The 13724-nt window shown below is 68.2% G+C and carries 8 protein-coding genes and 4 pseudogenes; 6 read left to right on the forward strand and 6 right to left on the reverse strand.

Going from position 1 to position 13724, the window contains the following annotated elements; genetic code table 11:
* Window positions 1-112: 112 nt before the first annotated feature.
* The 4 genes and pseudogenes from OG936_RS35955 to OG936_RS35970 form a co-directional block, all read right to left on the reverse strand.
* Window positions 113-1219 (reverse strand): annotated as a pseudogene (locus tag OG936_RS35955) (group II intron reverse transcriptase/maturase); the annotation flags it as partial.
* 498 nt (window positions 1220-1717) lie between these two features.
* Window positions 1718-2842 (reverse strand): annotated as a pseudogene (locus tag OG936_RS35960) (recombinase family protein); the annotation flags it as partial.
* Between the two features lie 591 nt (window positions 2843-3433).
* Window positions 3434-4081 (reverse strand): annotated as a pseudogene (locus OG936_RS35965) (reverse transcriptase domain-containing protein); the annotation flags it as partial.
* A gap of 421 nt (window positions 4082-4502) precedes the next feature.
* On the reverse strand, window positions 4503-5012 hold the full coding sequence (locus OG936_RS35970) for an SgcJ/EcaC family oxidoreductase (protein ID WP_406499982.1): 510 nt from the start codon (window positions 5010-5012) through the stop codon (window positions 4503-4505).
* Between the two features lie 62 nt (window positions 5013-5074).
* Here OG936_RS35970 and OG936_RS35975 point away from each other — a divergent pair, with 62 nt between their 5' ends.
* Window positions 5075-5545 carry a MarR family winged helix-turn-helix transcriptional regulator gene (locus OG936_RS35975; protein WP_406499983.1) on the forward strand — a complete coding sequence of 157 codons (471 nt, stop codon included), beginning with the start codon at window positions 5075-5077 and terminating at the stop codon, window positions 5543-5545.
* A gap of 138 nt (window positions 5546-5683) precedes the next feature.
* Here OG936_RS35975 and OG936_RS35980 read toward each other — a convergent pair whose 3' ends face one another.
* Window positions 5684-6010, reverse strand: coding sequence for a hypothetical protein (locus tag OG936_RS35980; RefSeq protein WP_406499984.1), 327 nt, complete (start codon window positions 6008-6010; stop codon window positions 5684-5686).
* Between the two features lie 101 nt (window positions 6011-6111).
* Here OG936_RS35980 and OG936_RS35985 point away from each other — a divergent pair, with 101 nt between their 5' ends.
* From OG936_RS35985 to OG936_RS35995, 3 genes are all read left to right on the forward strand, one after another.
* Window positions 6112-7278, forward strand: coding sequence for an IS630 family transposase (locus OG936_RS35985; protein ID WP_406499985.1), 1167 nt, complete (start codon window positions 6112-6114; stop codon window positions 7276-7278).
* A gap of 1076 nt (window positions 7279-8354) precedes the next feature.
* Complete coding sequence (locus tag OG936_RS35990; RefSeq protein ID WP_406499986.1) at window positions 8355-8666, forward strand: hypothetical protein; 312 nt, start codon at window positions 8355-8357, stop codon at window positions 8664-8666.
* Between the two features lie 701 nt (window positions 8667-9367).
* The gene (locus OG936_RS35995) at window positions 9368-10222 is read left to right on the forward strand and encodes an alpha/beta fold hydrolase (protein ID WP_406499987.1); all 855 of its coding nucleotides are present in this window, start codon (window positions 9368-9370) and stop codon (window positions 10220-10222) included.
* Window positions 10223-10659: 437 nt separating this feature from the next.
* Here the strand turns inward: OG936_RS35995 and OG936_RS36000 are convergent.
* Window positions 10660-11921: pseudogene (locus tag OG936_RS36000) on the reverse strand (IS701 family transposase).
* 222 nt (window positions 11922-12143) lie between these two features.
* On the opposite strand from OG936_RS36000, the gene OG936_RS36005 reads away from it, so the two are divergent.
* On the forward strand, window positions 12144-12626 hold the full coding sequence (locus OG936_RS36005; protein WP_406499988.1) for a GNAT family N-acetyltransferase: 483 nt from the start codon (window positions 12144-12146) through the stop codon (window positions 12624-12626).
* Between the two features lie 439 nt (window positions 12627-13065).
* A complete protein-coding gene (locus tag OG936_RS36010) occupies window positions 13066-13701 on the forward strand; it encodes a helix-turn-helix domain-containing protein (RefSeq protein ID WP_406499989.1) in 636 nt (211 codons plus the stop codon).
* The last annotated feature ends 23 nt before the right edge of the window (window positions 13702-13724 follow it).

Genomic DNA, 13724 nt, shown 5'->3' on the forward strand with positions numbered 1-13724 from the left:
AGGCGGTTGGGTCGGCCGCGCGGTGAGGTGCTCGCCGCGGGCGAGTCCTGTTCCGCGCGGCCTCCCGCCGAACCGGACATGACGGTTTCCCTGTCATCCGGCTCTCCAGTGACTACGGCGTGAATGTTCTGGCTGGCTGTTCCGAGTGGATGCGGTCGTGGCAAACATCGCAGGCCACGACCGTTTTGCGGCGTCGTTGGAGCGTGACGCGCGCCCAGTCGGAAGGCTGCCATCCGGCGCTTGCGAGGTCGGCGAGAGCACGGACGTGGTGCACTTGCACATTGCCTTTGCTTCCACAGATTTCGCAGGTGTCCGCCAGGAGTCTCGCGATGAGTTCCTTCTGCGGATAGTCCACCCGGACCGGCTCGCGATCGGCGAGTTCCGCCGTTCGCTGCCGTTGGAGGGGAATCCCACCGAACCGTGCCACCAGTGGCTTCCTGTTCTTCCGCTCGATACGGGACTCGAAACAGACTCGGGGCCCGTTGGGCGTGTCGATTCTGGCCTTGTGCTTGGCGGCCATCTTCGACACCGATGAACGGTGCTTGGTTGCGAGGGTCTTGAGCATGGAGGTTTCCATGACCCATTGCAGCCGATGCAGCCGGAAGACGTCTCCGGCAAGCAGGTAGTACTGGACAACGCCCCGGTAGACGGTCCCGAAGGTCGCCACGATCGCGTGATCGGTGCTGTTGGTCAGGGCCGTCCTCTTCGCGGGTTCTCCGCGGTCAAGGTAGGGGGCGCACTTTGCTTTGATCACGTCCCGTGGGACACGGAGAGCGATCTGGCCGTTGACCCGACGGTAACGGCCGGTCTTCTCCATGTCGTTGTGCTGGGTTGTGATCTCGTAGCCGAGAAACCTCGCTGCCCCGGTGCGGGCGTGAGTGATCAGCGTCTTTTCCTGGGACAGTTCCAGCCTGAGTTCGTCACGCAGGAACTGGGCCAGGCGTTGCTTGATCTGCTAGGCCTCGGCTTTCGGTCCGGTGAAACCAAGGAGGTGATCGTCCGCATAGCGTGTGTAGCGCAGCCTGCGATATGCCGGATCGTTCGGATCCGCACTCGGCAGACTGACCATCCGCTGACGCAGTGCACGGGCCTGGACCCGGTCGCCGCGCCGGCGGGCTTTCGCCAGCAGATTCTGCAACTCCAGATAGGCCGGGTTTCGGGCCCGGCGCTTCCCTCGGGTGTACTCAGGAACAAGGACTGTCTCGACGAACTCGTCCAGTCCCTCCGTAGCGTCTTGATCTTGATGCTGGTCGTCGGCGGTGCGCTGACGTACGGGTATGCGGTGCCGGATGGTGATCTTCTCGGGGCCGACGAGGACGTCCTTGACGAGGAGCCGCAGGACGCGCTGGCGCTCGGGGACCTCGGCTGTCCCAGCGTTCTCGCGGAGCTGGGCGAGGAAGCCTTCGAGGTCGTCAGCGAGCTTGAGATAGGCGTCGCGGTCGGCGAACTGGGCTTCCAGCGTGTCGAGTTGGCCGCGCAGGTTGCTCTCCCGGGCCCGCAGGCCGGGCATCCGGGCCCGCAGTTCATCGATGGTGACCAGCTGTTCCTGGAACGCTTCGATCATGCGCGTGATTGCTGCGGTGGCCTTGGCGAGGGCCAGTTCGAGACGGCTGCGCTGGCGGGTGGCGGGGTCGGAGGTGCGGGCGCGGTCCAGGCGCTTGTCGATCTCGGACCGGATCAGGTGCGGGTCGGCGAGCATGCCGATGATGTGGTCCCAGACGACGGTGTCGAGGTAGTCGGCGCGGACCGGCTTGTTGGTGCAGACCCGGCCGCCCGCGTAGCGGTAGTCGTCGGAGCCCAGGCACCGGTAGTAGTAGATCTTCTTGCCGGAGGAAGTAGTGGTCGAGGTGCGGTAGTAGCCGTATCCGCAGCTCACGCAGGCCGACAGCCCCTGAAGTAGGGAGGGGACCTTGCTGTTGCGCGAGGCGAAGCGTTTGTTGTCGGCGAGCCGCTGGGCGGCGCGTTCGAAGGTGGCCGGGGTGACGAGCGCGGGAACGGGGATGGTGATCCACTCCTCGCGGGGGCGGTCGGCGGTCTTGACGGCGCGCGGAGTGCTGCGGCCCTCCAGGCGGGCCCGGCGGTTGAGGCCCGGGGACTCGTGGAGGATCTGGGTCTTGCCGAAGGCTGCCTGCCCTTGGTAGGCGGGGTTTTTGAGCATGCCCCAGACGACGCTGCGGTCCCAGCGGGTCTTGCCGGTGCGGGTGGGAGTACCGCTGTCGGTGAGCCAGCGGGTCAGGTCCGCGATGGAGGCCCCGTCGTCGGTATAGCGGCGGAACAGCTCGACCACCAGTGCTGCCTCGGACTCGACGATCTCGTAGGCGGCCCCGCACTCGGGGGTCTTGCGCAGGTAGCGGTAGCCGAACGGGGCTCCGCCCAGCACGTTCACCGACCCCGAGCGGGCCCGGTAGGTCTTCCCGCGCCAGTAGCGTTCCATCAGCTGGGCCTTCTCGTACTCGGCGAACATGCCCTGGAACTGGACCATCAGCTGGTCCTCGGGGCTGTCGCCGCGTGGGCCGCGGACGAACTCCACCCGGGTGCCGGCCCGGGCGAACTCCTCGACCAGCAGGGCCTGGTAAGCGAACTTGCGGGCGAGGCGGTCAGGCGCGTAACACAGCACCACATCCACGCCGACCTGCGCGACCAGGTCGCGCAGCCGCTCCAGCGCGGGCCTCACCAGGGTCGCCCCGGAGTGCCCCTCGTCCTCGAACACCCACTCCTCGGGCAGCTCAAGACGCTGTTCTGCGACGTGCGCGCGCAGGGCCGCGGTCTGCGAGCGAATCGTCTGGTCCTTCTTCTGCCGGGCCGAGGACACCCGGGCGTAGATCGCCACACTTGTTGTCATCGCTCACTCCTGCCTGCTCCAGGCGATCCCGTGTCCGGGATCGCCGCTGCGGAACCAACGCCGGGTAGGCCGCGGACAAGTCCGCCGCCGCATGACGGTCGAAGACCGCCTCCACCTGAACCGGCCGGCCGCTCACCGGCCCGGCCGGCCCTCCGGGGCATCCCGCTGCAAAAAACTCGGCCAGGGCCTGGGCCACCACCGCGGAGATCGCCCGGTCGCTCTCGTGGGCACGGGCGCGGATCTGTCCTGCCAGCGACTGCGGCAGCTTGACAGTGAACACCACGCTCGACTCGGGGACTTCGAGATGTCCAGCGGCCATGGCCTGCTCCAGATACCGGCGTGCCTGACGCACCGACACCCCGTACCTACTCGCCAACGTGCGGGCGGCTGCGGCCACGGGCACACCCGCCCCGACCAGATCCGCGGCGGCGTTGACCCTCCGGGCGTACTCGACGCTATCGACACGATCACCACGCACCATGTCACAAACCTACTACCCATTGTGACGCTCCTTACCCTCCGCGCGAGGAAGGAGTTCCAAGCGCCGGTAGCCGAGCGTCACCTCGAAGCAGAAGTTACCCATTGCGTTGGGGGCGTGACCACTCCGCCTTGCGGCGCTCCGGAGAGCGTGGCACCCCACTTCCAGTCCTCCAGGTATCCGGCCTTGAGCATGTTGCGCACCAGCCGCAGAAACCGCTGGTCATGGATCTTCTCGCCGAGGATCGACATCAGGACCTGGTGGTTCAGGCTGCCGAAGCAGTCGGCGATGTCCCCTTCGGTGAACCAGGAAGTCCCGGTCCAGGTGTGGTCCACCTCCCGTAAAGCGGTATGGCAGCCACGGCGGGGGCGGAATCCATGGGAGCGGTCGGAGAATGTCGGCTCATAATACGCCTCCAACAGCAGGCGGATCACTTCACCGACGAGCTTGTCCGACCAGGTCGGCAGCCCCAGCGGACGCGTCTTCCCATTTTTCTTCGGGATATGGACACGCCGGACCGGACGGAAGCGGTAGCGCTCGTGGCGCATTGCCTCGGTGATCCGGTCGATCTTCCGCTGCGACATGCCGTCCACGGTTTCTTCCGTGACCCCGGGCGTCATCGCGCCATGATTGGCGTAGATTCGCCCGTAGGCCAGCAGATACAACTGCGGATTGAACAGTTGCCGATACAGCTCCTCGCACGGCAGGCCATGCCTGCCGCGTTCACGCAGGACACCCAGCACCGTTTTGGCGCTCTGCATTTCGCATACCTCATGGATCTGTGGTGTCCGAATCACCTGGCCCCCTTCGCCCGATGTGGACGGCTTTCCCGTCCTCCCTGGCCGGTCGTGACTCCGGCGACTACTACGGGGCCTCCGTCGCCATAGGACTCGCGTCCCGTAGGCGATCCCACGTTCGTCTCTGTCTGTACGTTCTAGCGCGGCTTAGTGGTCGGCTCCGGAAGTCCTTCGGGGGTTGACGCCGGAGTCGGTGCTATGCGTGCTGCTGCGTCGGGGCTCAGGGTCGGCGAGGTGGAGTTGGCGGGACGTCGAGGGCGTCGTCGCGGCTGCCGAGCCGCCGGTGGGCAGTTTGGGGTCTTCGTAGCGGTCGCTGTCGGCGCGTTGGTGCCCCGCCGGGTCCGAGCGTTGACCGACCCCTGACGGGTGCTCCGCGCGCGTCGTGTCAGAGCTGGATGGTGGCGGTTCGCTGGCCGATGCCGAGGCGGTGGGCGGTGCGGGTCATCAGCCGGGACATCCGGGAGGGCAGCGCGTCGGGCGCGGGCACGGTTATCGGCCGTACCCGGCCGTTGTGGATCGCGGCGATTCGCCAGCCCTGGTCGGTGCGGACCACGACGACGGTCTGCCGTGACAGGCGCCGCTTGGGCAGTTGGGAGCGCCAGGGCATGAGCACCGACGCGGTGCCGTGGACGATCGCTACGCCGGGGGCGATGTGCCGGATCGACTCCAGCTCTCCGACCAGGGCCGAGCCGGCCAGCACGCCGCGGAAGAGCTGGTCGTGGTTGGCCTGGTGCTGGGCGCGGCCGATGGCGCGGGTGCCGTCGTAGGAGACGTAGTCGGAGTCCTCGGTGAAGCAGGCGCCGTAGGCCTCGGCGTCGCCTGCGGTCCATGCCTGCATGGACCGCTCGAAGAGGTGGCGGATCTGGAGGTCATCCGCGTGCGGCTGGGTGTGCATGGCGCGCCTCCGCAGGTACGGTTACTTCGATAGACGTAACTTACGATAGCGGGAAGCTTCGAATGTCGAAAGATGACCGGGTGGATGACATCGCGATGCAGCTCCGGCTGCTCCAGCAATGCTTCGACGCCTTCGACGAAGCCGTCGCCGCCCGCCTCGGGCTCAACCGCACCGACCTGCGCTGCCTGGACGTGGTGCTGGGCAGCGGGCCCCTGTCGGCCGGCGAGATCAGCGCCGCCGTCAAACTCAGCCCCGCGGCGACAACCACGGCCATCGACCGCCTCGAACGCGCTGGCTACGCCTCCCGCACCCGCGACCATGACAACCGGCGCCGGGTGCTCGTCACTGCCACCGATGCGGCCCGCACCGTCGAGGCTGAGATCTTCCGACCCGTCGGCCAAGCCGGAGCACAGGCCCTGAGCCGCTACAACGAGAACCAGCTGGCCGTCATCCTGGACTTCCTCCAGACGGCCCGCCGGGTGCAACAAGCCCAGACAACCCGCCTCACCACGACCACGTCCCCGCCAGACTGACGACGGGTCGGACGGGCGCTCCGGCACACCCCGGGCTAATCCGGGCGCCGGATGGACCAATTCCAGCGGCATGCCTGCGACTGCGGCGATACCACTGCCAGCACCGACTCCGGAGCCGGCTTCGTGCCTGTGCCCGGGTCAGATGTCGGGTGCGGTGAGGTGGAGCCAGCAGGCGCAGTCGAGGGCGTCTTCGGGGGTGCCCGTGGGGCTGCCGGTGGGCAGCAGGGCGTCTTCGTAGCGGTCGCCGCTGGCGTAGTAAAGGGCGAAGCCCCACCTGCTGGCGGTTCCGCCGTAGCGCAGGCGCATCAGCTTGACCAATTCGCCGTCTACCAGCTCTCCCTGCACGTAGGCGAAGGCTCCGCGGTGGTGGACGTGCAGCTGCTTCAGCTGCGGCCAGGCGGTGCGGGCGTGCTCGCCGAGGCGCTGCTCGAGCGAGAGCCGGGTGTGTTCCGAAGGCGTGGGCATGACGGCCATCCTGCCCGAGGGGCCGGGGGCCGGGGGCCGGGGGCCGGATGCGGCAGGCTGAGGCCTGTCGTGATCCACTTCTCCCGATCGGCCTTCCTGCCTTGCCCGTTGCCGCTGCCCGCCCGATAGTCCTGCGCGCCGCCGAGCGCGAGCGACTGAAGAAGATGGCCTACGGCCACAAGACCGAGCACCGGCTGCGGATGCGCGCGCAGGTGGTGCTGCACGCCGCACGCGGACGCGGCAACGCGCGCATCGCCCGCGAGACCGGCCTGCACCTGGACACGGTCCGCTGCTGGCGCGGCCGGTTCGCCGAGCACGGTCTCGCCGGTCTGACCGACCGCGAGCGGTCGGGGCGCCCGCCATCGTTCACGGCACTGCAGGTGGCCGAGGCCAAGGCGCTGGCCTGCCGCCTGCCCGCCGAGACCGGGGCGCCGCTGGCGCGGTGGTCGTGCCCGGAGTTGGCCGCCGAACTCGCGGCACGCGGCATCACCGGCCCCATCTCCGCCTCCACTGTGCGCCGCTGGCTCAAGGACGACGCACTCAAACCCTGGCAGCACCACTCGTGGATCTTCATCACCGTCCCCGACTTCCGCGCCAAGGCCGAACGCGTGCTGGACCTGTACGCCCGCACCTGGCAGGGCGTCCCGCTCGGCGAGGACGAGTACGTCATCAGCGCGGACGAGAAGACCTCCATCCAGGCCCGCTGCCGCTGCCACCCCACCCTCGCCCCCGGCCAGGCCCGCGCGATGCGCGTCAACCACACCTACGGCCGCGGCGGCGCGCTGGCCTACCTGGCCGCCTACGACGTCCACCAGGCCACGGTGTCCGGCCGCTGCGAGCCGACCACCGGCATCGACCCCTTCATGAACCTGGTCGCCCAGGTCATGAGCCGGGAGCCCTACGCCAGCGCGAAGCGCGTGTTCTGGATCGTCGACAACGGCTCCTCCCACCGCGGCCAGAAGGCCGCCGGCCGGCTGACCAAGGCGTTCCCGAACGCCGTCATGGTCCACACCCCGGTCCACGCCAGCTGGTTGAACCAGGTGGAGATCTACTTCTCCGTCGTGCAGCGCAAAGTCGTCACGCCCAACGACTTCACCGACCTCGCCCAGGTCGGGGACCGGCTCCGAGCCTTCGAAGACCGCTACAACGCCACGGCACAGCCGTTCCAGTGGAAGTTCACCACCTCCGACCTGGACGATCTGCTGGCCAGGCTCGACCGGCACACCGCCGACCGACAGGAACAATCCTCCGCCGCACTCACAGCATGATCAACCCCCGAAGGACTTCAGGCCGACCACTTAGGCATCCCACTCATCTCCTTGGATGTCCTCGCTGGACATCGCTCCGAGCTCCGGAAGTGCCCCGGACAACCTTCGAATCCAGGGCAGAGCACGGCGCCGGTTTCAGTCGTCTTTCCGGCGGATGGGAACTTGCATCTTCTGGAGATTTGGCTTCAAACAATCCAGTCTTCGCCATATCGTGCGGGCCGCCCAGCACACCGTTTCTGACAACTGAGCCCGGTCACGGGTTTTCTGACATGCTGTTGTCCCCTTCACCTTTCGGATCCAGGTAATTCATCCGGCCCGGAACCTCCTTCCGAATTCCTCCCGGCTGAGCCAGGGATACAAACAGAGCGCCTCGTGGCGCACAAGGTGCGCCCGATGTCCCACTGGTCCGGCCCGGTCCGGAGCCACGCGGGGTGCCGCGGCGGCGCGGCGGCGAGGGCGATGTTGTCCACCGCGCTTTGGACCTTGGCCGCTCCGGGTCTTCCCTTGCGGATCGTCACGGTGGACCCTGGCCAGTGCTCGGGCCTGAGTCCTCGGGGCGGTCAGCGGCTTGGCCAGCGCACGGTCCAGGTCCCCGGTACGTCCAGCACGTACATCAGCGCGACTGTGCGCACCACCGCCGGCCGGACGACCTCCGTCGACGTCACCGTGTACACCAAGCCCAAGCCGCAGTTCAAGAAGGGGCCGAACCCCGAACCGGAGCGCAAGGAGGGCAAGAAGGGCAAGGTGGGCAAGGTGATGGACCTGTCCGCCCAGGAGCTGGTCATGCTATCGGCGAAGGACGGTCCGTCCGATGTGACACTGCCCCCGGACGGCGAGTTCGTGCGGCAGCTGCGCACGGAGGACCACTTCAGAGCACGGGTCCTCCGCGTGATCACTGAGCGTCGAGAACTCCCTGATCACGCAGGGCCCGTATCTGTCTCAAGTTCGAGACCCTCAGCCTACGAGCGGCCTCTCCGTTTGCCGGTCGGCCAAAGTCCCACTGACTGGGCAGCGCGGCGCTGTGCTCCTCGGCCGACCGGTCCGGGTGCATGTAGCGTCAGCGTCAGGGGGGTGACATGAGCTTCGACGAGAACGAACCGCAGTCCGTCCGCGAGCGGCGCTTCACGGCAGAACGGGCCAGACGCAGAACGGCACGCAAGGCTGCGTCGCTCGACCTGTGGGGAGCCCACGTCGGCGCGGTCATCGTGACCGTCGCCCTGGTCCTCCTCGGCTGGTTCGGCAAGCTGGTCGCTCTGGGCATCGTCAGTGGCGTCTTGCTGCTCTGGTTCGCCACAGCCCTCACATGGGCCCACGCCGACGGGGACCATGGCCGGCACGCACTCCAGCGCGCGTACAAGGTCACCTTCGGGTGGGGCGACGGGCTCTGAGCATTCCCCTCCACCGACTGGGCCGCACCCGGCTCGCCGCTGGAAGCCAGCCGTCGCCCGCAGGTCACGAACAAGGCCCGCTCCCACCCGCGGACACCGGCATCAGCGACCCTGCCCCTGAAGTTTCTGGCCGACAACGATCCGGCCTACCGCAAAAGCCGTCTCTTCCGGCAGGCCCTGGCCGAGTTCGGCGCGGCCGGCAAGCGCACCTGTGCCTACCCGCCCCAGGCCATTGGAGTCGCACGCTTCAACAACCCTACGGGGTAATACACCGGATCCGGTCTCGTTCCGGCTCAGAACGTCAACCGTTCCGTGGACTTCAGGTTGGGCTCCACTTCGCGCTTCGTGCGCCAGGCCGAAGGAGTGCAGCCCCGGTAGCGTGCTGCTTGTGTTGGCCGCCGCGCCGTCGGGCTCGCGCCGTGCACGACGAAGCGCCGCGTCCGACGAGGCCGAGGCGGCGAGCAGTGTCGTTGTCCTGGCCGCCACGGCCCTCAGCATTCCGTTCGTCACCCTGATGCCCCGCCAGGCGCCGGCAGCGCCCCCGGAAGGGGGACCGGCCCCTGAGCCGGCAGCCGCATAGGACGAAAACGGTCTGCCGGCGAGGTGTCTCCCACCTCGTCGGCAGGCCGTCCTCCTGCGGTTGAAAACCATTACATTGGGACCGCTGATGCCGTCGGCACCGGCTGTCTTGGAGGTTGACGATGTATTCGACAGTTGACACGTTCCGCACGCCCCAAGGCGTCACACTCGGCGTCGAGCACTTCGGTGACGAGGCGGCGCCCTTGGTACTGCTCGCGGGCGGCACGACCATGTTGTCCTGGCCCGACGCCCTCTGCGAGGCGCTCGCGAGCGGCGGACGTCACGTCGTCCGCTACGACCTGCGCGACGCGGGCGCGTCGACGACGGTCGACCCCGACGCGCCCGCGTACACGCTCCGAGACCTCGCCGCCGACGCGGCCGCGCTCGCCCGTGGGCTCGACGACCGCCCCGCGCATCTGGCGGGCATCGACGTCGGTGGGATGGTCGCACAGGTGGCCGCCCTCGACCACCCGAAGGCGTTCTCTGCGCTGACCCTCGCCGGGACGCGGGCCGTCGCTCCCGGTCCGGTCGACGACGACCTGCCCGACCATGACCAGGCTGCGATGAAGGAACGCTTCGAGCTCCCGAAGCCCGAATGGTCCGACCGTGCCTCGGTGGTGGAGTGGGTAGCTGCCGGAGCCGCGGTCTTCGGTGACGACTCCGACGCGGCACGAACCACCGCCGGGCGGATCTTCGACCGCACACCGGGCACATCGCGCTCTGTCCAGATGGCCAACCAGCTTGGCATCGTGTTCGCCGGCCTGGACTGCCAGCCCCGCTGGCGCGAGCGCCTGCCCGAACTCGCGGTGCCGACGCTCGTGGTGCACGGGCGTCGCAACCGGTTCTTCCCGGTCGGCTGTGGTGAGGCGCTCGCGCGCGACATCCCCGGCGCGCGGCTGCTCGTGCTCGAGCAGGCCGCGACCGCGATCCCCGCCGCGTCCGCCGACGAGGTCGCCAAGGAGATGCTCAAGCTCTGACCCCAGCCGTTCCGACACATGGGGTAAGGGGCCGGATCGCCCGGCCCCCTACCCCAGGTCGCTGCGGTACTGGATTTCCCGCAGACGGGCGCATGGGCCGGCAGCTGGAAGACGGCGGGCCAGTCCCGGGCAGCGGAAGGGCGCCCGTCGAAGACGGTGTGGAAGGCGTTCATCGCACCCTTCGTGCACCGTGAGGCGCTGACCAAGTAGCCGGCCGAGGTGGATGGCGACCGCGAGAAACTCGCGGTCGCGGAGCGGGTGCTACGGCCTCTGTCCGAGCAGGAAGCTGAGGCTGCCGCTTGCAAGCAGACCCTTAGTAGGGCTTTGTTAGGTCCTGTGGTGTGGTTCTGGTGTCGGTGCGGATTGGCCGCATATCGAGCAGGCGCCGGTCCAGGTGGCCAGGAGGGCCTGAAGCTCGCGGAGGACCGCGTAGAGGGTCAGGCCGGCGCAGGCGCTTTTGGGTCGAGCCTGAGCATGGTGCAGAACGCCTGGGCGAGGGAGGCGAGGGTGACGTGGTGGTGCCAGCCGGGGAAGTTGCGGCCCTCGAAGTGGTCCAGGCCCAGACCGTCCTTGAGCTCGCGGTAGTCGTGTTCAACGCGCCAGCGGATCTTGGCGATGCGGACCAGTTCGCGCAGCGGGTGTCGGCAGGCAGGGTGGAGAGCCAGTAGTCGGTGGGCTCGGCGGCGCCGGGCGGCCATTCGGCCAGCAGCCAGCACTCGGGCAGGGAGCCGTCGGCGGCGCGGCGGATTGTTCGGTTTGCGGGTCTGACCCGCAGCGCCAGGAACCGCGAGCGCATCTCGGCGCGGGGGTTGTGCTTCGTGGTCTTGCTGCCCTGGCGCCAGGTCACGGTTCGTGCCGACGATCGCCCTGTGTTCAGGGCGAGTTGGTGCAGAGTGCTGTGCTGGCCGGGGTAGGCCGGTCCGGGCGGGCGGCCCTGGCCGCTGTAGGGCGGGCGGTCGGGGACGGCGTCGCCCGGGTAGGCGGTGGTGGTGCCCTTGACCGCGACGGCGTAGGTCAGGTCGCGCTCGGTCAGGGCCTCGCGGAAGCCGGTCACGTCGCCGTATCCGGCGTCGGCGACCACCGGCAGGTCAGGAAGTTCCCAGCCCTCGCGGACCTCGTCGAGCATGTCCAGGGCCAGGCGCCACTTCTCCTTGTGCCGCTCGCTGTCGGGGATGGCCGCCTTGGCGCGTCGGCGCTGGATTGCCCCGGTCAGCAGCGCATCGCCGGTGTTCTTTGTGTCGTCCCAGCTCTCGGGCAGGAACAGGCGCCAGTTGACCGCCGAGGAAGCGCGGTCGCTGACCAGATTGACGCTGACGCCGATTTGGCAGTTGCCGCGCTTTCCCAGCGCGCCGCAGTACATCCGCGCCACACCCGGTGAGTCGTAGCCGTCCTTGGGAAAGCCCACATCGTCGATCGCGTACGCCTCCGGCGAGATGTGAGCGGCAGCCCAACGAGCCAGCCGCTCACGGACCTTGGCCCAGTCCCAGGTCGAGGAGGCCACGAACTGCTGGAGCTGCTGGTGGTCCACGCCCAGGCGCTCGGCCATCGGCTGCATCGACTTGCGCTTGCCGTCCAGCATCAGCCCACGCAGGTACAGCTCGCCCTTGGCTCGCTGATCCCGCCGGGCCAGAGAACCGAGTATCTCCTCCGCGAACGCCTCCAAGCGCGTACGGACCGTGTCCATCTCCTCAGGTGTCACACCTGAAAAAACATCACAACCTATCTGGAGGTGATCAATCGGGGTACCTAACAAAGCCCTATTAGTGGGCGGCTCCGGAAGTCCTTCGGGGGTTGACTGCAGAGTCGGCGTGGTACCTCGTGTCCCGACTTACCGGATCGCCACCGCGTCTTTCTGAAGGCCGAGTGGCGTCGAGGTTGATGTCGTGGACTTCTCCGCGGGCGTCGCGTCAGACTCATCGCCATGGTGCACCTGCGCGTTCTCACGAAAAGCGACTGGCCGTTGTGGCGGGAAGTTCGCCTTGCTGCGCTGGGCGAGGCACCGCAGGCGTTCAAGGCTCGGCTTGCGGACTGGCACAGCGGCGGGGAGGAGCAGTGGCGTGCGCGCTTGGAAATGCCCGACGCCCACAACATCGTTGCGTTGCTGGGTGGTCGAACGGTCGCGGTGGCCAGCGGCCTTCCTGGGGACAGCGGCGCATGCGAGCTGAGGTCGGTGTGGGTCAGTCCCCAGGCGCGGGGTCTCGGCGTCGGAGACCGGTTGATAGCGGCGGTCGAAAGGTGGGCCCTGCAGTCCGGTGCAACGAAGCTGAAACTCGCAGTGATCCCCGGCAACGAGCCGGCCATCGTGCTGTATCAGCGCAACGGCTTCGTCGTCGCGGAAGAGCTCGGAGACCTGTTGCCCGATGGTGTGACCAGGGAACGGGTGATGGTGAAGGCGCTTCACTGACGAGACGACACACAAGCTCGGCGGATCACTCCGCCTGGCGTCTTCAGATGTCTGGGGCTGTGAGGCCGCAGGCGCAGTCCAGAGCTTCTTCGGGGGTGCCGGCGAAGCTGCCGGTGGGCAGGATGGCGTCTTCGTACTTGTCGGTGAGAGGGCGAAGCCCCAGGTGCTGGCGGATCCGCCGTAGCGCAGGCGCATGAGCTTGATGCGCTCGCTGTCGGGCAGTTCGCCGTCGATGTAGGCGAACTGCCCGCGGTAGCGGACGTCCAGGCCGGCGAGCTGCGGCCAGGCGGTACGGGCTCGCGCGGTCAGCTTCTGGGCGAGGGAGGTCTTGGTCGACTCCGGCACGGTGGGCATGGAGTCATCCTGCCTGGTCGCCCGCGACAGAGGTGCGGCAGGCTCCAGCCGGTAAGATCCACTTCTGCTGATCGGCCTGCCTGCCTTGCCCGTTGCTGCTGCCCGCCCGATATCGCTGACCGCCTCGCAGAGGCACCGGCTGAAGAAGATGGCCTACGGCCACAAGACTGCCCACCAGGCCCGGATGCGCGCGAACGTCGTGCTCCACGCTGCACGGGGCCGCTCCAACGCGCGCATCACCCGTGAGACGGGCCTGCACCTGGATACCGTGCGCAGGTGGCGGCGCCGGTTCGCCGAGCAGGGCATGGCCGGGCTGGCCGATCGCCAGCGCACCGGTCGCCCGCCCTCGTTCACCGCACTACAGGCCGCCCAGGTCAAGGCCCTGGCCTGCCAACTGCCCGCCGAGACCGGCGCCCCGCTGTCACGCTGGTCGTGCCCGGAGTTGGCCCGCGAGGCCAAGGTACGGGGCATCGTCCCGGCTGTGTCGGCCTCCACCGTGCGCCGCTGGCTGGCCCAGGACGCGCTCAAGCCCTGGCAGCACCGCTCCTGGATCTTCATCACCGACCTCGATTTCGGACCCAAGGCCGAACGAGTGCTGGACCTGTACGCCCGTACCTGGCAGGGTCGGCCGCTCGGGCCGGACGACCTTGAAGCATGTCAGCGCAGCCACCGGGATCGAACAGGTGTCCCCTCCGTGAGACTTGCTATATTACGCAACTGAGCAACTATGAGCGCTGCAATCCG

Origin of the sequence: Streptomyces sp. NBC_00846, from assembly GCF_045207325.1 — a bacterium.
Taxonomy (GTDB): domain Bacteria; phylum Actinomycetota; class Actinomycetes; order Streptomycetales; family Streptomycetaceae; genus Streptomyces.